Raw genomic sequence first — 19,493 nt, forward strand, 5'->3', positions numbered from 1 at the left:
TTCGAGAGGCCGCCAGTCGGTGGCCCTCACTTGTTCACATCGCTGGCGCAAACGCCGCCGCCGAGTATTCGACGACGAGGAAGCCACATGTCGCTCAACGCCAAGACTGTGCGCATCGCAGGATCGCGCCCGAAGAAAAAAGCCGTTTCGCGTCAAAACAAAGACAATCTTTATGCGCGCATCGACGAGAGCAAATTCAATCGCTACGTCGTCCATGATCTGCCGCGATATCGTACATATCTCAGCGAAGGCGGAGCGGCGATCTATTCCGCTGACGAGCTGGACGCGCTGGAAGAGGCGGGGGTGTCTGATCGCCTGCCGCCGCGCGCGACGGGGTATTATCTCGATCTCGCCAAGCGCTCGGATGCGGTGAAGAACCTCATCAAGGCGCGCCCCGAGGAAATGGATGATCTGTCGGGCGAGGCGGATCCGTCCAACCAGCTCAAATACAGCCCCATTCCCGGCCTGCTGCACAAATACGAGCTGTGCCTCGTTTATGTGGTGCGCACCTGTTCAAGCTGGTGCCGGTATTGCTACCGGTCCGATTTCCTGACCGGGAAGACCGGCAAGGACACCGCCTCGATCCACGAGGTGAAGGATTATATCGAGACCCATAACGCCAAGGTCGAAACTGGCGAGATCACCGACAAACCCAAAGTGCGCGAAGTGCTGTTGTCGGGCGGCGATCCGATGGTTTTGTCGAACCGGAATCTCTTTGACTATCTGAATGGGTTGGCGGAAGCCGGGGTCGAGGTCATCCGTATCGGCACCAAGGAGATGGCGTTCTTCCCTGAGCGCTTTGACGACAATTTCTTTGAGATGCTGGACCTGTTTCATGAAGTGCACCCCAATGTGCTGGTCGCCTTCATGGTCCACTTCACCCACGCGGATGAATTCCTGCGCCTGAACGAGGCGGGCGAGTATGTGCGCAATGAGCGTGGCGGCTATCTGCGCAATCCGCTGGTGGAGCGCGCGGCGACCCGGCTCAAATCGCGCCCCTTCGTGACGCTTGAGAACCAGACGCCGATCATTGACGGGGTCAATGACGATGCGGACGCTCTGCGCCTGATGCAGCGCGAACTCAAGCGCATGGGCGTCAACAACCATTATTTCTTCCAGTGCCGCGAGATCGAGGGCTTCCGCGCTTTCGCCGTGCCGGTGGAGAAAGCGTGGAAGCTGCACGCTGAAAGCCAGCACGGCCTGTCAGGGATCGAGCGCTCGCGCTTCGCCCTGTCCACCGAAGCGGGCAAGATGGAGATGGTCTCCGTCATCGATGGCGATGAGCGTCTGCGCGCCCTGGGCGGCGAGCTGGGCGAGGCGCTGGCGGACGGACTTGTGATCTTCCGCCTGCACCGCACGCCGTACTCGGATCGTCAGAGCGATATCGTCATCGCGCGGCGCAATCCGGACGCTTTGTGGATCAGCGGATACGAGGATCGCATCCTCTATGACGGCCGCGTTCGTGACGCCGGCGACAAATGGGCGCCCTTGCTGGCGGCCCTCGCTCCGGCGCTTTTGCAGGCGGCGGAATAGGGCTGAACTTTTCCGAGTTTTCCACGATTTTGAAAAGCGCCTGCGGGGCTCCTCGCGGGCGCTTTTTTACGATTCGTGAGTTTTTGCAGAAAAAACCAAGCTCATGATTAAAATAGGATTTATAGCGCGACTCGTTCTGCAGGACTCGATTCCATTCCCCGAGTCAAACAGTCGTTAACTTCCCATAAGGGTTTCTCGCCTCTGATAGCGAACAAGGTTAACGGTTGTGGCGTCGTACGAAGGCGGTGATTCGTGCGTCGGACATGGGAGGGAACCGATGCGGGTTCTGCTGATCGAAGATGATCGCGCGACAGCGCAAGGTATCGAGCTGATGTTGAAGTCCGAGGGCTTCAACACGTATGTGACGGACCTTGGCGAAGAGGGTGTCGATCTCGGCAAACTCTATGACTATGACATCATTCTTCTGGATCTGAATCTTCCGGACATGCCGGGGTTTGACGTGCTCAAAACCCTGCGCGTGGCCAAGGTGGATACGCCGATCCTGATCCTGTCCGGCAACGCCGACATCGACAACAAGGTGCGCGGCCTCGGCTCGGGCGCTGATGACTACATGACCAAGCCCTTCCACAAGGAAGAGCTGATCGCCCGCATCCACGCTGTGGTGCGCCGCTCCAAAGGTCATTCCCAGTCGATCATCAAGACGGGCGACATCGCTGTGAACCTCGACGCCAAGACCGTCGAAGTGAACAGCCAGCGCGTGCATCTGACCGGCAAGGAATACCAGATGCTGGAGCTGCTCTCCCTGCGCAAGGGCACGACGCTCACCAAAGAAATGTTCCTCAACCATCTGTATGGCGGCATGGACGAGCCGGAGCTGAAGATCATCGACGTCTTCATCTGCAAACTCCGCAAGAAGCTCGCTTCGGCCACCAATGGCGACCACCATATCGAAACGGTCTGGGGCCGCGGCTATGTGCTGCGCGACCCGGCTGACGAGATCAGCGCCGCCAGCGCCTAGATCTTGAGCATGTCTGATTGAAAAGCCCCGGGCCCTTAATGGCTCGGGGTTTTTCGTGCGCGCTGCATTTGCGAGGATCTGGGCTTTGAGGGCGCCGCGCAGCCCAAGCGCTTCATGTCCATAACCCGGCAGGATGTCTGATGATCGCTCCCACGCCCATTTACGCCTATGAGATGTCTGACAACGGCGCCGCTGTCGCCGTCAGCGATCTGGACACGGCGTCGCCAGAGGGCGGCTATCGCTGGGTGCATCTGGATTTAAGTGATCCAGCAGCTTTCGCCTGGATTGCACAGCAATCCGACCCTGTCGTGGCGGGCGCGCTGATGCGCGCGGATACGCGTCCGCGTATGGCCGAACACGCTGACGGGCTGATCTTGATCATGCGCGGGGTCAATCTGAACCCCAATTCTGATCCCGAGGACATGGTGTCGCTTCGGCTGTGGGTGACGGACCGGCTGGTGATCACCACCCGGATGCGTCGATTGATGGCGGTGTCTGAGATCGCCGATCAAATGGCGCAGGGCTCAGGTCCCGCCACCCCCGCCGATCTGGTGTGTGCGCTGTCTCAAGGATTGACGATACGGATGGAGCCGGTGCTGGAGGCGCTGGTGGATGAGATCGACGATCTTGAAGAGCGCAGCGTAGACCGGGCGTTACGACTGCGCGGCGAATTGGCTGACATCAGGCGGAGCACCATTGCGCTTAGACGGTATCTGGCGCCGCAGCGCGATATTCTGGCGCGCCTGTCGCTTGAGGATGTGGGGCCTTTGCATCACCCTCATGTGCGGGTGACCTTGCGTGAAACCGCCGACCGCATCGCGCGACTGGTGGAAGAGCTCGACATGGTCCGCGAGCGTAGCTCCATCCTTAATGATCAGATGGTGGATGCGCGCGCCGAAGAGATGAACGCCGCCATGTTGCTCTTGAGCGTCGTCGCCGCGGTCTTCCTGCCGCTGGGCTTCCTGACGGGTCTTTTGGGAATCAATGTGGGCGGCCTGCCCGGCGCGTCCTGGCCCTATGCTTTCGCGCTGGTGTGCGCTGCATGCCTGGGGCTGGCGGGCGGTCTGATCTGGTGGTTTCGCCGCAAGGGCTGGCTCTAGGGAGCCGCTTTGGGCGTGAATAAGCGCGCCGGGACGCTCGATATGTCTGAGTGGTGGTCCATGCCAGCGTCATCGGATCGTGCAGTGCGAAGTGCTGTTTCTCTCTGTATTTTCAATCGATACTGAGATTAAGCATAGTTTTTTTGCTGCACCTGCTGCTGAGGCATCAATAGCGCACTGACACTAAAATTGAGCTTTTATGGGGCCCCCTGCTTGCTAACGTAATGATGATATTACTATCCTGCCCTTACTATCGCCAAAACAAAGTGTGCAGCACCAAAGCTGCCGGGCGACGGGGAGGACATTATGAAGCACTCGATCAGGTCGGTCGCGCTTGGCGCAACCGCTCTCGCCGCCGGTTTGACCGGCATCGCTCAAGCTCAGCAGCCTGATGTCATTACAGTGACCGCGCAAAAGCGCGAACAGACATTGCAGGAAGTGCCGATCGCGGTGTCCGTCGTGCAGGCTGAAACCATCCAGAACGCACAGATCATCGACGCGATTGACCTGCAATCTGTCGTGCCGTCCTTGCGCGTCAGCCAGCTGGAGCGCAGCTCGAACGCGACCTTTATTATTCGCGGGCAAGGCAATGGCGCCAACAATCCCGGCATCGAGCCGTCCGTCGCTGTGTATATCGATGGTGTGTTCCGCCCGCGTGCAGGGTCCGTTCTGTCTGACCTGATGGGGATCGAGCGCGTTGAAGTCTTGCGGGGGCCGCAATCCACACTTTTCGGCAAGAACGCCACCGCCGGCGTGGTCAGCATCGTCACCGAGCAGCCATCGTTTGAATGGGGCGGCCAGGGCGAAGTGACGTTCGGCAATTACGGCCAGTCCATTTTCAAGGGCTCTGTGACCGGGCCTTTGTCGGAAAATGTCGCCTTCTCGCTGTCTGGCAGCATGAACCAGCGCGACGGCTATTATGACAATGTCGGCACGGGCGGTGATTATAATGATCGCGACCGCTATGCGGTCCGCGGCCAGCTGTTGATGCTGCCGACTGATAATTTGGAGCTGCGCTTGATCGTCGATTACGACGAAATCGATGAGAAGTGCTGCGGGACCGACCGGATCACAGATGGCGCGGCGGGACCGGCCATCCGGGGACTCCTGGGCGGCCAGACCTCTGGGGGTCCGGATTTTGAGTATTTGATCGCGACGGATCGGGCGAACCAGAACCAGATTGAGAACTCGGGCATTTCCTTGCAGGCGGACTGGGAGCTCAGCGACAATCTGACTTTCAGCTCCATCACCGCCTTCCGGCAGTATGAAGATTTCGTCGATTATGAAGGCGACTTCACCGATCTTGATATTCTGGGCACCAATATCCGCGGTCTGGATGTGGACACCTTCACCCAGGAATTCCGCCTGACCGGGGATTGGAACAATCGCGCCTTCTTCTTGCTCGGCGCGTTCTATTCCGACGAAAACATGACGGTCGAGGACGCGCGCATCTATGGCGCCGACGCGCGCGCCTATGTGGACATTCTCACCGGCGGTGCGCTGGCGGCGTTTGAAACCCCGCTCGGCTTTGCGCCCAACACCTTCTACGCCGAAGGCGGCGGTACGCGGTTTACGGCCGAGCAATCGGACGAACAGTTTCAGATCTTCGGGCAGGTGGATTTTAACCTGACTGAACGTCTGGTTCTGACCGCGGGGCTGGCGTATTTCGAGACCAACAAGGAAGTTGACTTCACCAATGTCATCCGCACGAACCCCTTCTCGGACCTGAACTTTGTTGAACTGGGTCTGGGCAGCTTCTTGCAGAGCGCCGGCATCAATCCCAATGATCCCGCGCAAGTGGGTGCATTCGCGGCCGCTCAGCCCAGCGTCTTCGGCGCCTTTGTCAACGCGTCGTCCACGTTCAACTCTGTCGCTCTGAGCAATGGCGGCGTGCTGGTGAACGGTGTGGTCGTTGATCCGTTGACCGGCCTGCCTTTGGCCAACCCGCTTCTGGACTTCTTCCAGCAGGGCCTGCAGCCTTTGGGCGCGCTGACGCCGTTCCCGAACTCTGTGGAGTCTGGTGAAACCAGCGACAATGACGTGCCCTACACCTTCCGACTGGCGTATGACGCAACGGACCGCACCAATGTCTATGTCTCCTACGCGCGCGGTTTTAAAGCCTCGTCTTGGAACCTGACGCCGGACACCCGCCCCGATACGGCTGACGTAGCGGCGCTGCGCGCGGCTGGGGAGCTGGCTGCGGACAATGCGCTGGGCCTGCCGACCGTGGTCAACACGGCTGAAGCGCTTGGCGTTGCAGGCAATCAGCGCTTTGCACGCCCCGAGATCACGACCACGCTGGAAGTCGGCTTCAAGACCCGCTTCTCCTGGGGCTCTCTGGATGTGGCGCTCTTTGATCAGACCATTGAAGACTTCCAGTCTTCTGTGTTCCAGGGCGCTGGCTTTGCGGTCATCAACGCCGGTGAACAGTCCAGCCAGGGCTTGGAGTTTGACAGCACCATCAATCCGCCGGCCATTCCCGGCCTGACCCTGACCCTGTCAGGCATCTGGATGAACGCTGAATATGACAGCTATCCGGGCGCGCCTGTGGTGACTGGCAGCCAGGTTGATCTGGCGGATGGCGTTGCGGATGGTCGCGGCGATCTTTCCGGCCAGTCTGTGGCGGGGATTCCTGAATTCGCCGGATCTTTCGGCTTCACCTATATGCGTGAATTCTCTGCTGGTGAGGCGTTTATCCGCGCCGATTACCAGTACGAGTCAGAAGTCCGACTGCTCGAAAACCTGCCTGACACCATCACGCGTCAGGTCGGAACGTTGAACGCAGCGGTCGGTGTGAATCTCAATAACGGTCTGGAAGCGCTCTTGTGGGGGCGGAACCTCAACGAAGACGAGTACTACACCTCGGGCTTCCCGACGACGCTGCAGTCCGGCTCCTTCTCGGGCTATCCGAACCAGCCTCGGACCTATGGCGTGACGCTGCGCAAGCAGTTCTAAGCCAAGGTCAGAGCAGACGAAAAAACCCCGCCGGTTTGACCGGCGGGGTTTTCTTTTATCCGTGCCTGATTTGAGGACAGGCAAAAGGACCTAGTCAGCCTCGGCAGGAACCAGACGCAGGACAGAGCCTTCAAAATCATCGGTCAGCACGTAGAGCGCGCCATCCGGGCCGGTGCGTACATCGCGGAAACGCTGGCCCATATCCGCCAAAAGCGGCTCGACGCTGATCACCCGGTCGCCGTCAATTTCCAGACGCTCGACCGTACTGCCCGCCAGGGCGGAGACGAACAGATCGCCTTGCCAGTGCTCAAAGGCGTCGCCGGTGTAAAAATCCATGCCGGACGGCGCAATCGAGGGGTTCCAGTACCAGATCGGCTGGGTCAGCCCGTCGCGTTCACGCTCTTCGGTGATGATGGTGCCGTCGTAATTGATGCCGTAGGTGATCACCGGCCAGCCATAATTGTCGCCAGCGGCCAGGATATTGATCTCGTCTCCGCCGCGCGCGCCATGCTCCAGCTCCCAGACCGAGCCGGTGGCGGGATTACGGGCGATGCCCTGGGCGTTGCGGTGGCCGAAGCTGTAGACGCCTGGCGCGCCGTTTTCGATCACCGGATTGTCGCCCGGAATGGAGCCGTCGAGATTGAGGCGAACCACCGCCCCCAGATGGTTCTCCGGGTTCTGGGCTTCATCCTGGTAATTGCCGCCATCACCCAAAGTCAGAAACAGCGTGCCGTCAGGGTTAAACAGGATGCGGCCGCCAAAGTGAAAGCCGCGCGCCTTTTCAAAATTCACGTGGAAGATGTCTTCGACGTTTTCCAGCGCGGTCAGGTCTGCGCTCAGCTGAGCGCGGGCGAGGGCGGTGTTGTTCGCCTCCGCGGTCCCTTCGGCATAGCTGAAATAGATCGTGCGGCTGTCGGCGAAATCCGGCGCCAGCGCCACGTCCAGCAGGCCGCCCTGGCGTTCCACCAGCAGGTCTTCGGGCAGGCCGGTCACTGGCGCCTCGCGCAGACCGTTTTCATCAATGACCCGCAACCGACCCTCGCGCTCGGTCACCAGATACTCGCCCGAGGGCAGGAAGGCGATGGACCAGGGATATTCCAGCCCGCCTGCAACGGTTTCGATGATGAAGTCGGCTTGTTCGCTTTCAATGACATCCTGAGCATGGGCTGCACAGGACATGGCCAGCACGCTCAGGCTGGCGGCGGCGAAACGGATCATGGCGCTCTCCCCTAATTGGCTTGAGGGAAAGATAGGCGATCAGACGCCAAATGAAACACGCAATCGGCGCGCGGGATCAGGCGGTCAGTCGCTGAGGCGCCTTGAGAAAAGCCGCGCCCATGCGCTTGACGCGTTGGGTCAGCACAGGCTCCGCCGCCGCTGTATGCGCCCAGCGGCGACGCAGCTTCAGCGGCGCTTTCGACAGCGGGCCGGGCAGGATTTTGCATGCTGCTTCAGCGCTGTCCCAAGCCTTAAGGCTCGCCATGGCGGCGCTGGGTTTCATGGCGCGCCCGCCTTGCAGCACGGTCTCATAATCGGTGTAGGCGTCTTTATAAGCGTACTCGCCGCCGCCCAGATCGATGCGGTTGATGCGCATATTGGGCGCGGCTTCTATGATGCCTTGCAACAGAAGATGGCCAGGAGAGACGGCGCGGAAAGCCGGGTCATAGGCCGGCATCCAGGAATGATAGATGTCGCCGGCGACGATCCCCATTTCCACCGCGACCAGCTGATCGCCCAGATACAGAGACGCGACCAGGCCCCGGAACGGGCCAAAACTGCGCGAGGCGCAATTGCGGATCAGTGCGTCCACCCATTGGATATCAAACAGGTCCAGAAGTCCGGTCTGCCGGTATTGAGCGCTTTTCCAGGCGCGCAGGGTTTCAAAGCGTTCGCCCAGCGGGTCGCCAAACTCGATGCGGATCGGACCGAACTCGCGCTCGGCTTTACGCTGGCGCTGGCGCAGCTTCTTGAAATGCTTGTGCTGGGTCTGCTCTTTGCGCGCCATCCAGGTGGTGACGCCTTCGCTGAGATCAATGATGGAAGAGCGGGTCTGGCTGCGCACCTTGCCCAGCGCCTCGCCTTGCCAGTTGTCATACACCAGAACGTCCGCGCCCATGGCGGACAATAGGGCTTTCTCACAGACCTTGAAGCCGGGAATGGCGGCGAAGCCTTGATAGTCTGACAAGGGCGCGCCGACGGGGCGCGCAATGCCGCCCTGGGGGGCGTGATAGGCGAAATAGCCGATCGGGGCGCTGTTCTCTTCGGCGATGATGACATGCACGTCGTGCCGCTGGGCGTCCACCTCGTGGGCGAAATCTGGCAGGAGATAGGGGCTGGTCAGTCGGCCGTCAGGCCGCGCGAGATCGCGCCATAGGTCGAGATCGCGGACACCCAGTGCTGACAAAGGCGTATCAAACAGACGCATGTTCATCCCCTGAAGTCTTCTTTCAGGTGAAAATGCAAGGCGCGCGCCGAACGGGACTCATGTATGGTCCTGTTTCGTTCCGTTCTGACGCCGAGGTACGCCATGGATCCCGTTTCAATCGCCCTGATCGCCCTGGGCGGCGCCTGTCTTGTTTTGGGAATCGCGGGCGCTTTGGTTTTGCGCAAGGCCTGGTGCGAGGCGGATGGCTTGCGGGTTCAATTAGGCGACGCTCAGAACGCGTTGTCTGAGTCCCAGCTGGAGTTGCGCGAAGCCCAGACCGAAGCGCGGCGGGTGGATGAGCTGAAAGCGGAACTCTCAAGCGAACGCGCCATGCGCGACGCCGCCGAGAAGGCCCTGGCGGAGGCGCGAACCACTGCGTCGCGCGTGGACGGACTGGAAGAGCAGCTTGAAGCGACCCGCCAGGCGGAGACCCGGGCGTCGTCAGAACTCCGGGCGTTGAAAGAACGTCTCGAAGAACGCGAAGCGGCGGTGAAAGCCGAGCGTGATCGTCTGACGGCGCTGAGCCAGGAGATGCAGGATCGCTTCAAGACGCTGGCGGGCGAGGCTCTGGATGCGTCCTCCAAGAAACTGCTGGAACAGGCCCAGCAAAGCTTCAAGGCCCAGCACGAAAAGGCGGAAGGCGGCGTGAAGACGCTTGTGGATCCGATCCGGGAGCAATTGGGCCAGTTCCGTCAGCAGGTGGAGAAGCTTGAGCGTGACCGGATCCAGAATTCCGGCGCGATCGCCGAGCAGATCACCAAGCTGAGCCAAGGTCTGAATGACCAGCACAAGGAAACCTCCAAGCTGGTGAACGCCTTGCAGCGCAAGTCCACGACGCGCGGCCAATGGGGCGAGCGGACGGTAGAAAATATTCTCGAACTGGCGGGCCTGACCAAGAACATTGATTACGACGCCCAGCACCAGACCCGCGATACGGACGGCGCGGCGTTACGGCCGGACTTTGTGATCAAGCTGCCGGGCGGCGGCCGGTTTGTCGTGGACTCAAAAGTGGCGCTGACCGCCTATCTCGATGCGGTGGAGGCCGAGGACGAAGCGACCCGCCGCGACGCCTTGCGTCGCCATGCCGCTCAGGTGAAAACCCACGTCAAACAGCTCGCCAAGAAGGAATACGCCGCCAGCGTGGACGGCGCGATCGACTTTGTGGCGCTGTTCATCCCCGGCGAGAGCTTTTATTCCGCCGCCATCGAGGAAGATCCGGGCCTGTTTGACGACGCCATCAAGGCCAATGTGATCATCACCACGCCCGCCACCTTGCTGGCGCTGGCGAAAGCTGTGGCCTACGGATTTCGCCAGGAAAAGCTTGAACACAACGCCCAGAAAGTCGCGGCGCTGGGGGATGAGCTGTATAGCCGCCTGACCACCTTCACTGACCATCTGGGCCGTGTGGGCGCAGGCCTGAAGACGGCGACGCTCAATTACAACAAGGCCGTGGGCTCGTTTGACAGCCGCGTCCTGCCCAAGGCGCGCGACATGGCCCAGCTCAACGGACAGATGAAGCTGGTGGAGCCGCCCGCCCAGGTCGATGAATCCCCGCGTCTTCTGTCTGCGCCGGAGACCGATCAGGGTTGACCGGGCGCAGCGACAGCGAGACAAACTTGAACCTAACCTTTTGCACGATTACCTAACGGCTATGGCTATTCGAGAAATCCTCACTGTTCCTGATCCGCGCCTGAAGCTGGTGTCCAAACCGGTCGACGCGGTGGATGATGAACTTCGCGACCTGATGGATGACATGGTCGAGACCATGTATGCGGCGGACGGCATTGGCCTCGCTGCGATCCAGGTGGGCGTGGACAAGCGCGTCATCGTCATGGATTTGACCGATGAGCGCACCACGCCGAGCTTCTTCGTCAATCCGCTGATCACGCCCCTGACCGAAGACCTCAAACCCTATCAGGAGGGCTGCCTGTCCGTTCCCGATGTTTATGACAGCGTGGAGCGGCCCAAAAAGGTCAAGGTCGAGTTCCTCGACTATGACGGAGAAAAGCGCGAACTGATCGCTGAGGACCTGTTCGCGGTGTGCATCCAGCACGAGATGGACCATCTCGAAGGCGTGGTGTTCATTGATTATCTGTCGCGGCTCAAGCGCGAGCGTGCGGTCAAGAAAGTCCAGAAACTCGTCAAGCAGCGCGGCGACCCTGCCGAGGCGGCGGAATGATCCGCCTTAGCGCCCTGATCGCGGCTGCGCCGCTCATGCTCGCCGCCTGTGCGCCCGCCGCTCAGTCAGACCCGGATTTGTTTGACCGGCTCAGCGCCTATTGCGGTCAGGCTTTTGAAGGCGAAGTCACGTCCGAAGATGAACGCGATGCGGACTTTGCGTCTGAGCGCCTTGTCATGCATGTGCGTGAGTGCGGCGAGACCGAGCTGCGCGTGCCGTTTCATGTGGGCGAGGACCGGTCACGCACCTGGGTGATCACGCGTCTGGCTGAAGGCGGATTGCGCCTCAAGCATGATCACCGTCATGAAGACGGCTCTGAAGACGTGCTGACCCAATATGGCGGCGATACCGTTGGCCCGGCCGGCGTCATCCGCGCTGATTTTCCCGCGGATGCGGAAAGCCAAGCCTTGTTTGAGCGCGAAGGCATTCCGGTCTCCATGGCCAATGTTTGGTCAATCACGCTGTCTGAAGACAGCTTTATCTACGCGCTGGATCGCCCGGACCGGCACTTCGCGGTGGCGTTTGATCTCACCGAGCCGGTCAATACCCCGCCGGCGCCCTGGGGCGCTGAGGAATAGGGGCTGACACCCCATACTCTTTCCCGGCCTGCGCCGGGAAAGAGGAAGTTAGAGCTCAAACCCGCCTGGATATTGCACGAACGCCAGATAGAGCCCGTCCGGCGGGGCGACCGGGCCGCAGCGCGTGCGGTCGGCTGCATCCAGCGCCGCCTTGAAATCTTCAGGCGTCCATTTGCCGAAGCCGACTTCCACCAAAGACCCCACGATCGAGCGCACCTGACGGTGCAGGAAGCTGATCGCGTCCACCGTCACATGGATTTCCGCGCCCGATTGAAACACGGCGATCTGATCGAGTGATTTGACGGGGCTGTCCGCCTGGCACTGGGAATCGCGAAATGTCGTAAAGTCATGCGTGCCCACAAGATGCTGGGCGGCGGCGTGCATGGCCTTAACGTCCAGCGCTTGTGAGACTCGCCAGACCTGACCGCGGGTCAGGGTCAACGGCGCCCGGCGCGCCTGCAGGCGATAGATATAGCCGCGCCGGTTTGCCTTGAACCGGGCGTGAAACGCATCACTGACACGCTGGGCCTCCACCACCGCGATGGGATGCGGTTTGAGATGATGGTTCAGCGCATCGCGGACCTTGTCGGCGGGCAGATTCTTGTCCAGATCCACATGAGCGACCTGACCCAAGGCATGCACACCGGAATCCGTGCGGCCCGCGCCATAAATCTCACGCGGCGCGCCATCAAGCTTTTCCGCCGCCCGCTCCAGCGCGCCCTGCACCGACGGCCCATTTTTCTGGCGTTGCCAGCCCACAAACGGGCCGCCGTCATATTCAAGAGTGAGCTTATAGCGCGGCATGACTAGGCAAGAACCGTCCCGGCGGACACGTCCGTACCATTCAGGAACGCCTTCGCGTCCATCACGCCCTTGCCTTCACGCTGCAGCCGGGTCAGACGCACCGCGCCGCGCCCGCAAGCGATCAGCAGGGCGTCGTCCAGCACCTCACCGGGCTCGCCATCGCCTTTTCCGGGCTGAGCGAAATGGACTTTCACACGCACGGGCTTGGTCTCGCTCTCCAGCTCGAAATACGCGCCGGGGACAGGCGACAGGCCGCGGATCTGGTCGGCGACTTCGCTGGCGGGCTTGGTCCAATCGATGCGCGCGTCCTCGCGGGTGATCTTCTTGGCGTAGGTGACGCCGTCTTCGCTTTGCGGCGTTGCGCTCAGCGAGCCACGCTCCAGCGCGGCGAGGGTGCGCGGCCAGAGCTGGGCGCCTGTGCTCATCAGCCGGTCATGCAAGGTGGACGCGGTTTCGGTCTCGGCGATCGGGACCACTTCGCTCATCAGCACAGGGCCCGTATCGAGCCCCGCCTCCATCTGCATGATCTGGACGCCCGTGACCTCGTCACCCGCCATGATCGCGCGCTGGATCGGCGCCGCTCCGCGCCAGCGCGGCAGCAGCGAGCCATGCAGATTGAGACAGCCCAGGCGCGGCGCATCGAGCGCTTGCTGCGGCAGGATCTGGCCATAGGCGACGACGCACGCCGCATCGAGATCGAGGCTCTCGAACTGAGCGATGACTTCGGGGTCGCGGAAGCTTTCGGGTGTATGGACGGTCAGGCCGAACAGCTCGGCGAGCTGATGCACGGGCGTTTTCACTGTCGCCTGACCGCGTCCGCGCCGGCGAGCGGGCTGGGTGTAGACCGCGACCACGTCATGACCGGCGCCGACGATTTCGGCGAGCGAGGCGGCGGCGAATTCAGGTGTGCCCATAAAGGCGAGGCGTAAGGTCATGGCTCTAAATCAATGCTGTCAGGTTACGGGCCTGCACCTAGACCGAAGTGCGGCGGAGTAAAAGCCTTACACCGCCTTCAGCCCTGTAATCTCTTCACTCAGCGTCCAGAGTTTTTGCGCGGTCTGGGCATCGCGGATATGAGGTTGAACGCCATAAAACGCGCCTTCGGGCGGGTTCAGCGCGCCGATATTGCAATCCTCGCAATAGACCCCGCCGCGATCGTCCAGCAGGGGCGATGTCGCCGCCCACAGCGTGGTGGAGGCGCCTTGTTCGACCGTCTTGAAGACGTCCTTGGGCGAGCCGTCCTCGTTAAACCAGCCCATGGCGCGCATCTCTTCCTCGGCGAGGTCACGCTGTAGCTCGGTCATGATGCCGCCAGGATGGACCGAATAGGCTTTCAGCCCCCGATCCTCATAACGGCGGTTCAGCTCCAGCGCGAACAGGGCGTTGGCGCTTTTCGAGCGGCCATAGGCGGCCCATTTCTCATACGCGCCGGCCTCCCAGTTCCAGTCTTCAAGGTTCACATCACTGATCCGGTGCGCCAGCGAGGACAGCGCCACGACGCGCGCACCAAGGCGCTTGAGCAGCAAGTCCGACAGATGCGCGAACAGGGCGAAATGGCCCAGCTGATTGGTGGCGAACTGGCTCTCCCAGCCCTTGGAGTTGCGCCGCAAGGGCGTCGCCATGATCCCGGCATTATTGATCAGGATGTCGATGCCGTCGGGCGTCAGGGCGTGAATGTCGCGCGCGCCTGACGTGACGCTGTCGGGCTCCATCAGGTCGAGCGTCACAGTCTCGACGGGCAGTCCGTCAAGAGCGGATCGGGCCTTCTCTGGCGTTCTGACGGTGACGATGACGCGGGCGCCAGCGTCTGTCAGCGCGCGGGTGGCCTCAAGCCCGATGCCGGAATAACCGCCCGTGATGACAACACTCTTACCGGCCAGGTCGGCCGCTTTGGCGACCTCGGCCACGGTGGAGCGCATGTGAAACGGGCTGTCGACGGGCTGCTGGCGATCATCGGTCATAATCGAACCTATCCTCTCATTGTGCGTTTCAGTGTCGCGCGTCGCATCACGAGACGCCAGCTTTCTGATGGCGCGCCCTTCAGGCGCGGGTCAGCAAGCCGTGCTAGGCTGGCGCAGGCAGAGCTTTTTCAAAAGGGGACGACCATGCGCAGTATTCTGATTTTAATGGCGGTTCTGGTGCTGGGCGCCTGTAGCGCGGCGACGCCGGATGCGGGCCCTGTCAATGGCGGCCCTGATGGCGGCGATTGGCGTGTCGTCGGCTTGGGCGAAGCCTGCGGCGGCATGGCGGGCGTCAGATGCGAAGGCGCAGACGCCGGAGCCAATTATTGCGCCTATGCGCCCACGGCCCAATGCGGGGCGGCCGACCAGATGGGGGTTTGCACCGCGCGTCCGCAGATGTGTACGCGTGAATATCGCCCGGTCTGTGGGTGTGATGGCGAAACCTATGGCAATGCCTGTACGGCTGCGTCCGCTGGCGTCAGCATCGTACATGAAGGCGCGTGTTCCTCGCGTCAGTAAGCGCGATGCAGGCGGGCACGGCGTGTTTTGTGCCGGAATCCCGGTTCCACGACCAAGCGGAACCGGGTAAGCAGCCTGACTGAAATCAGGAGGCTTCTCATGGCGAAATTGACTGGCAAAACCGCTTTGATCACCGGCGCTGCGCGCGGTATCGGCGCCGCGATCGCAGAGCTGTTCGTCGCAGAGGGCGCTCAGGTGCTGCTTACGGATGTCGACGGCGCCGGCGTCGAGACGCTGGCCGCACGACTGGGCGAGCGAGCGCACGCCCGGACGCTCGATGTCGGTGAGCCAGCCGATTGGGCGGCGGCGGCGGACTGGATCGAGCAAAGCTGGGGCGGGCTTGATATTCTGGTCAATAACGCCGGGATCACCGGGTTCGGCGCGGCGGGGCAGGGCCTTCACGACCCCGAGCATGTGACGCTGGAGGACTGGCGCGCCGTGCATCGGGTCAATACCGATGGCGTCATGCTGGGCTGCCAATGGGCGATCAAGCTGATGAAGGCGCGCAAGGGCGGCTCGATCATCAACCTGTCGTCACGCTCGGGCGTGGTGGGCATTCCCGCGGCTGCGGCTTATGCGGCGTCAAAGGCGGCGGTTCTGAACCATACCCGCACGGTGGCGCTGTATTGCGCGCAGGCGGGCTATGACATTCGCTGCAACGCCATCCTGCCCGCCGCCGTGCTGACCCCCATGTGGGACGACATGCTGGGCGAGGGCGAAGCGCGCGACCAGGCGATCGCGGAGGTGGAGGCCGGCATTCCCATGGGCCGGTTCGGTCGCCCGGACGAAGTGGCGGATGCGGCGCTCTTTCTCGCGTCTAGCGCCTCCAGCTACATGACCGGCACGGATCTGCATCTGGATGGCGGCATCCTCGCCGGCGCGGCGTCCTCACCGCGCCGGGCTGAGGACTAAGCTTACTCCGCGCGCCAGACCACTTCGCCGTCGACTACCGTCATTACCGGGCGGGCGTCGACCAGATCGGCGTCGGGCACGGTCATCAGATCGCGGTCAAAGACGGAGAAGTCTGCGATCTTGCCCACTTCGATCGTGCCCAGCTCATCCTCGCGGAAGGTGGCGTAGGCTGGCCAGATCGTGAACAGCTTCAGCGCGGTTTCGCGATCCAGCGCCTGATCGAGATTCCAGTGCGCGTCGGCAAAGCCGCTGAGATCGCGGCGCACGGCGGCGGCGTAGAACTCGATCCGCGCTTCGCCCCGCTCCACCGGGGCGTCAGAGCCGCCCGCGATCATCGCGCCATCCTCAACCAGCGTGCGCCAGGCATAGGCGCCCTCCAGCCGGTTCAGGCCGATGCGGCTGGCGGCGAAGTGCAGGTCGCCAATGGCGTGGCTGGGCTGCATGGAGGCGATCACTTCCATCTCGCCAAAGCGCGGAATGTCATTGGGGTGCAGCACCTGGGCGTGCTCCACCCGCCAGCGCGGTTCGGCCACGGCGCGATCCTCGGCGGGGACAGCCTCAAAGCTGTCCTCCATCCAGTTGAGCACTTCGCGATTGCCCGCATCCCCGATCGCGTGAATGGCGAGCTGGACGCCGTCATTGAGCGCGCGCTGCATCATCGCTTCCGCGCGCTCTTCTTCAGACAGGAACAGGCCGGTGGTGTCGGGCGCATCGTCATAGGGCGCGAGCAAAGCCGCCCCGCGAGAGCCGAGCGCGCCGTCCATGTAGAATTTCACGCCGCGCGCGACGACCCGGCCATTCCCCTCGATGCGCGGCGCCTGAGCGGCGACGGCGTCATAGTCTTCGGGATTGGCGTAGACCGACACGCGGATCGGGAAGGCGCCGTCCTCGGCGAGGCGCGCCATGATGTCCACATCCGCATAGGGCACGCTCATATCATGCACGCTGGTCCAGCCCTGAGACGCCATCACTTCCGCGCCCAGACGATAGAGCGTCTCACGCTCAGCGGCGTCCGGTTCGCCCGCCAGCGCCGCGAAAGGCGCCATGGCGGTGTCGATGAACATGCCGTTGGGCTGGCCGCTGTCGTCCTTGAGGATGGCGCCGCCCTCAGGATCAGGGGTTTCGGCGGTGATGCCCGCCGCTTCAATGGCGGCGGTGTTGGCGACCAGGGCATGACCGTCCGCGCGCACCAGAATGACGGGGCGCTCGGCTTCGACCGCATCCAGATCGGCGGCGCTAGGGAAGCGCTCTTCGGGCCAATGGGTTTCAATCCAGCCCCGGCCGGAGATGATCGAAGCGCTGGCGTCCGAAGCGGCCTCGGCCACGCGCTCCTGCAGGTCAGTGATGGAGGCGGTCCCTTCAAGGTTCAATGAGCGCTCGCGCTCGCCGACGCCGATGACATGGGCGTGGGCGTCGGTGAAGCCGGGAAACAGCGTGGCGCCCGCCAGGTCCACGGTCTGGGTGTCTTCGCCAATGTACGCCGCGCCGTCCGCAGCGCTGCCGACAAAGACGATCCGTCCGTCATCAACCGCCACCAGCTCGGCATTGGGGCTCGCCTCGACGCCGGTATAGATCATCCCGCCGGTGAACACCCGGTCAGCGGCGTCAGCTCCCGCAACTTGCGGGTCGAGCGGCTGAGAACAGGCGCCGAGCGCCAGCGTGCAAACGCTTAAGGACAGCGCGGCCAGTGAAAACGTGCGGATCATGAAATCCCTCCCCAGGACGATGTGACGGGGAAACTAGCGCGGTGCGGGCCTCAGGTCACGGTCATGATCATCCAGTCGATGATCAAAGGCACGCCTGCCGCCGCCGCCGCCAGCAGGGGCGGCAGACCCAAAGCGCCATGCGCCACGCGCCAGTGCACGAACAGACGCACGAAATTATAAAGCGAGGTGACTTGCCCCATGGCGCCGGCGTCCGCCAGCCCGGCCGGGTAGAGCGCCAGCATCAGCGCCTGAACATGCACCAGCAGCAAGACGGTCCAGTTATGGGTCACAAGCCAGCTGGCGTATCGGTCCTTCACCCCAAGTACGATCACCATGCCCATGGCGACCACTGGGAAGACCAGCCAGAATCGCGCCCAGCTCAGCATCGCGTCCAAAAGCGAATAGCTCGCGTCTGCTTCGAAATAGCTGGCGTTATCGGCGATGAAGTAATTGATGCCGTAGATCAGGAAGATAAAGGCGGGCAGACCCAGAAAAACGCCGATGAAGGACCGGCCGACGCCGGTCACGCTCATGTCGAAATGCTTGCGCCAGTCGGGTTTGAACATCAACAGCGCAAACACGCCGTCGACGCCCGCGCGCATATCCTTGAGGGCTTGGTTCATCATGGAAACGTCTTGAAATACCGGTCGAGCACGTCTGCGTAGATCGCGGCGAGCCCGGTCACATCGCTGACGGGCACGCGCTCATCCACCTGGTGCATGGTTTCGCCCACCAGGCCAAATTCGGCCACCGGGCAGTAATCCTTGATGAAGCGGGCGTCGGACGTGCCGCCGCCCGTGGTCAGGGCCGGTTCGCGCCCCGTATAGGCCTTGACCGCGTCACGGAGCAAGCTGGTGAACGGGCCGGTCTTGGTCAGAAACGCATCGCCGGTGACGGTGAGATCGAGATCAATCTCGCAGAATGTGCCGGTTTCGGCGGCGGCGGCTTCTTCGCGTATCCACTGTTTCAGATCATCACCGGACTGGGCGGTGTTGAACCGGATATTGAACTTTGCGCTCGCCTTGGCCGGGATCACATTATGGGGGGCGTTGCCCACATCCATGGTCGTGACTTCAAGGTTTGACGGCTGAAAATGCGGCGCGCCCTCATCGAGCGTGCGCGTGGTCAGCCGGTTCAACAGATCGATCAGGACCGGGATCGGGTTCTCGGCTTTTTCGGGGTAGGCCACATGGCCTTGCTGACCCGTGACGGTGATCACCCCGTTCAGCGAGCCGCGACGGCCCACCTTGATCGTATCGCCCAGCACATGCGGATTGGTCGGCTCGCCGACCAGGCAATGGTCGAGCTGTTCACCTTTGTCGGTGATCGCCTTGAGCAGTTTCTTGGTGCCGTTGATCGCCGGGCCTTCTTCATCGCCCGTGATCAGAAAGGCGACTGAGCCTGCAGGCGCGCCCTGGCTTTGCAGGTGCCGGGCGACGCCCGCGACCATGGCGGCGATGGCGCCTTTCATGTCTGCGGCGCCGCGCCCCCACAGAACGTCATCGGCGATTTCCGCTTCGAACGGACCGCGGCTCCAGGCGGCGTCATCGCCCGCTGGCACGACATCGGTATGGCCCGCAAAGCAGAACACCGGCGCGGCGCTTCCGAGCCTTGCGTAGAGATTATCGACCTCTTCAAACTTGAACCGCTGGCAGACGAAGCCGAGCGCTTCAAGCGCCTCTGACAACACGTCGAGCGCGCCTGCGTCCTTGGGGGTCACGGACGGCGCCTGGATCAGGCGGCGAGCGAGCGGGATAGGGTCGGAAAGCGAAGACAGATCAAGCATGGCGCAGATTTAGGGCGTTTTCACCGCGCTTGCCATGGGGAAGTCTGTCTGAGGTG

General features: G+C 62.2%; 17 protein-coding genes. 9 read left to right on the forward strand and 8 right to left on the reverse strand.

Annotated features, from left to right (window positions below):
• Window positions 1–87: 87 nt before the first annotated feature.
• The 4 genes from ACQ66J_RS09850 (at window position 88) to ACQ66J_RS09865 (ending at window position 6,567) form a co-directional block, all read left to right on the forward strand.
• On the forward strand, window positions 88–1,533 hold the full coding sequence (locus ACQ66J_RS09850; protein WP_430431490.1) for a KamA family radical SAM protein: 1,446 nt from the start codon (window positions 88–90) through the stop codon (window positions 1,531–1,533).
• Window positions 1,534–1,810: 277 nt separating this feature from the next.
• A complete protein-coding gene (gene ctrA / locus ACQ66J_RS09855; RefSeq protein WP_022701410.1) occupies window positions 1,811–2,512 on the forward strand; it encodes a response regulator transcription factor CtrA in 702 nt (233 codons plus the stop codon).
• A gap of 140 nt (window positions 2,513–2,652) precedes the next feature.
• Window positions 2,653–3,612 (forward strand): zinc transporter ZntB, encoded by a 960-nt coding sequence (locus ACQ66J_RS09860; protein WP_430431491.1) that lies wholly within the window; start codon window positions 2,653–2,655, stop codon window positions 3,610–3,612.
• A gap of 306 nt (window positions 3,613–3,918) precedes the next feature.
• Entirely contained in the window at window positions 3,919–6,567 is a 2,649-nt protein-coding gene (locus ACQ66J_RS09865) for a TonB-dependent receptor (protein WP_430431492.1), read from the forward strand.
• Window positions 6,568–6,657: 90 nt separating this feature from the next.
• Here the strand turns inward: ACQ66J_RS09865 and ACQ66J_RS09870 are convergent, their stop codons facing one another.
• Together ACQ66J_RS09870 and ACQ66J_RS09875 are read right to left on the reverse strand one after the other, a co-directional pair.
• Window positions 6,658–7,785 (reverse strand): PQQ-dependent sugar dehydrogenase, encoded by a 1,128-nt coding sequence (locus tag ACQ66J_RS09870; RefSeq protein WP_430431493.1) that lies wholly within the window; start codon window positions 7,783–7,785, stop codon window positions 6,658–6,660.
• Between the two features lie 76 nt (window positions 7,786–7,861).
• Window positions 7,862–8,992 (reverse strand): GNAT family N-acetyltransferase, encoded by a 1,131-nt coding sequence (locus ACQ66J_RS09875; RefSeq protein ID WP_430431494.1) that lies wholly within the window; start codon window positions 8,990–8,992, stop codon window positions 7,862–7,864.
• Window positions 8,993–9,094: 102 nt separating this feature from the next.
• On the opposite strand from ACQ66J_RS09875, the gene rmuC reads away from it, so the two are divergent.
• The 3 genes from rmuC to ACQ66J_RS09890 all read left to right on the forward strand — a co-directional run bounded on the left by rmuC (window position 9,095) and on the right by ACQ66J_RS09890 (window position 11,749).
• A complete protein-coding gene (gene rmuC / locus ACQ66J_RS09880; protein WP_430431495.1) occupies window positions 9,095–10,582 on the forward strand; it encodes a DNA recombination protein RmuC in 1,488 nt (495 codons plus the stop codon).
• 61 nt (window positions 10,583–10,643) lie between these two features.
• Window positions 10,644–11,171: a peptide deformylase gene (def, locus tag ACQ66J_RS09885; RefSeq protein WP_430431496.1), complete on the forward strand. Its 528-nt coding sequence runs from the start codon at window positions 10,644–10,646 to the stop codon at window positions 11,169–11,171.
• Window positions 11,168–11,749 (forward strand): hypothetical protein, encoded by a 582-nt coding sequence (locus ACQ66J_RS09890; RefSeq protein WP_430431497.1) that lies wholly within the window; start codon window positions 11,168–11,170, stop codon window positions 11,747–11,749. Before def ends, ACQ66J_RS09890 begins: the two co-directional genes overlap by 4 nt.
• A gap of 48 nt (window positions 11,750–11,797) precedes the next feature.
• Here the strand turns inward: ACQ66J_RS09890 and truA are convergent, their stop codons facing one another.
• From truA to ACQ66J_RS09905, 3 genes are all read right to left on the reverse strand, one after another.
• Window positions 11,798–12,553: a tRNA pseudouridine(38-40) synthase TruA gene (gene truA / locus ACQ66J_RS09895; protein WP_430431498.1), complete on the reverse strand. Its 756-nt coding sequence runs from the start codon at window positions 12,551–12,553 to the stop codon at window positions 11,798–11,800.
• A 2-nt stretch (window positions 12,554–12,555) separates the two neighbouring features.
• The gene (gene fmt, locus ACQ66J_RS09900) at window positions 12,556–13,488 is read right to left on the reverse strand and encodes a methionyl-tRNA formyltransferase (protein ID WP_430431499.1); all 933 of its coding nucleotides are present in this window, start codon (window positions 13,486–13,488) and stop codon (window positions 12,556–12,558) included.
• Window positions 13,489–13,554: 66 nt separating this feature from the next.
• The gene (locus ACQ66J_RS09905; protein WP_430431500.1) at window positions 13,555–14,514 is read right to left on the reverse strand and encodes an SDR family NAD(P)-dependent oxidoreductase; all 960 of its coding nucleotides are present in this window, start codon (window positions 14,512–14,514) and stop codon (window positions 13,555–13,557) included.
• Window positions 14,515–14,658: 144 nt separating this feature from the next.
• On the opposite strand from ACQ66J_RS09905, the gene ACQ66J_RS09910 reads away from it, so the two are divergent.
• Complete coding sequence (locus tag ACQ66J_RS09910; RefSeq protein ID WP_430431501.1) at window positions 14,659–15,033, forward strand: Kazal-type serine protease inhibitor family protein; 375 nt, start codon at window positions 14,659–14,661, stop codon at window positions 15,031–15,033.
• 99 nt (window positions 15,034–15,132) lie between these two features.
• Window positions 15,133–15,945, forward strand: coding sequence for a glucose 1-dehydrogenase (locus ACQ66J_RS09915; RefSeq protein ID WP_430431502.1), 813 nt, complete (start codon window positions 15,133–15,135; stop codon window positions 15,943–15,945).
• A 2-nt stretch (window positions 15,946–15,947) separates the two neighbouring features.
• On the opposite strand, the gene ACQ66J_RS09920 is transcribed toward ACQ66J_RS09915, so the two are convergent.
• From ACQ66J_RS09920 to dapE, 3 genes are read right to left on the reverse strand one after another with little or no spacing between them, the layout of a single operon-like run.
• A complete protein-coding gene (locus ACQ66J_RS09920) occupies window positions 15,948–17,651 on the reverse strand; it encodes an amidohydrolase (RefSeq protein ID WP_430431503.1) in 1,704 nt (567 codons plus the stop codon).
• Window positions 17,652–17,701: 50 nt separating this feature from the next.
• Entirely contained in the window at window positions 17,702–18,277 is a 576-nt protein-coding gene (locus ACQ66J_RS09925; protein ID WP_375549919.1) for a hypothetical protein, read from the reverse strand.
• Window positions 18,274–19,437, reverse strand: coding sequence for a succinyl-diaminopimelate desuccinylase (gene dapE / locus ACQ66J_RS09930; protein WP_430431504.1), 1,164 nt, complete (start codon window positions 19,435–19,437; stop codon window positions 18,274–18,276). The genes ACQ66J_RS09925 and dapE overlap by 4 nt, the downstream gene beginning before the upstream one ends.
• Window positions 19,438–19,493 lie beyond the last annotated feature (56 nt).

This window comes from Oceanicaulis sp., assembly GCF_965284345.1.
GTDB lineage: Bacteria > Pseudomonadota > Alphaproteobacteria > Caulobacterales > Maricaulaceae > Oceanicaulis > Oceanicaulis alexandrii_A.

Coding starts and splice junctions, on each gene's coding strand:
- ACQ66J_RS09850 (WP_430431490.1), top strand. CDS start 88: ATGTCGCTCAACGCCAAGACTGTGCGCATCGCAGGATCGCGCCCGAAG.
- ctrA (WP_022701410.1), top strand. CDS start 1,811: ATGCGGGTTCTGCTGATCGAAGATGATCGCGCGACAGCGCAAGGTATC.
- ACQ66J_RS09860 (WP_430431491.1), top strand. CDS start 2,653: ATGATCGCTCCCACGCCCATTTACGCCTATGAGATGTCTGACAACGGC.
- ACQ66J_RS09865 (WP_430431492.1), top strand. CDS start 3,919: ATGAAGCACTCGATCAGGTCGGTCGCGCTTGGCGCAACCGCTCTCGCC.
- ACQ66J_RS09870 (WP_430431493.1), bottom strand. CDS start 7,785: ATGATCCGTTTCGCCGCCGCCAGCCTGAGCGTGCTGGCCATGTCCTGT.
- ACQ66J_RS09875 (WP_430431494.1), bottom strand. CDS start 8,992: ATGCGTCTGTTTGATACGCCTTTGTCAGCACTGGGTGTCCGCGATCTC.
- rmuC (WP_430431495.1), top strand. CDS start 9,095: ATGGATCCCGTTTCAATCGCCCTGATCGCCCTGGGCGGCGCCTGTCTT.
- def (WP_430431496.1), top strand. CDS start 10,644: ATGGCTATTCGAGAAATCCTCACTGTTCCTGATCCGCGCCTGAAGCTG.
- ACQ66J_RS09890 (WP_430431497.1), top strand. CDS start 11,168: ATGATCCGCCTTAGCGCCCTGATCGCGGCTGCGCCGCTCATGCTCGCC.
- truA (WP_430431498.1), bottom strand. CDS start 12,553: ATGCCGCGCTATAAGCTCACTCTTGAATATGACGGCGGCCCGTTTGTG.
- fmt (WP_430431499.1), bottom strand. CDS start 13,488: ATGACCTTACGCCTCGCCTTTATGGGCACACCTGAATTCGCCGCCGCC.
- ACQ66J_RS09905 (WP_430431500.1), bottom strand. CDS start 14,514: ATGACCGATGATCGCCAGCAGCCCGTCGACAGCCCGTTTCACATGCGC.
- ACQ66J_RS09910 (WP_430431501.1), top strand. CDS start 14,659: ATGCGCAGTATTCTGATTTTAATGGCGGTTCTGGTGCTGGGCGCCTGT.
- ACQ66J_RS09915 (WP_430431502.1), top strand. CDS start 15,133: ATGGCGAAATTGACTGGCAAAACCGCTTTGATCACCGGCGCTGCGCGC.
- ACQ66J_RS09920 (WP_430431503.1), bottom strand. CDS start 17,651: ATGATCCGCACGTTTTCACTGGCCGCGCTGTCCTTAAGCGTTTGCACG.
- ACQ66J_RS09925 (WP_375549919.1), bottom strand. CDS start 18,277: ATGATGAACCAAGCCCTCAAGGATATGCGCGCGGGCGTCGACGGCGTG.
- dapE (WP_430431504.1), bottom strand. CDS start 19,437: ATGCTTGATCTGTCTTCGCTTTCCGACCCTATCCCGCTCGCTCGCCGC.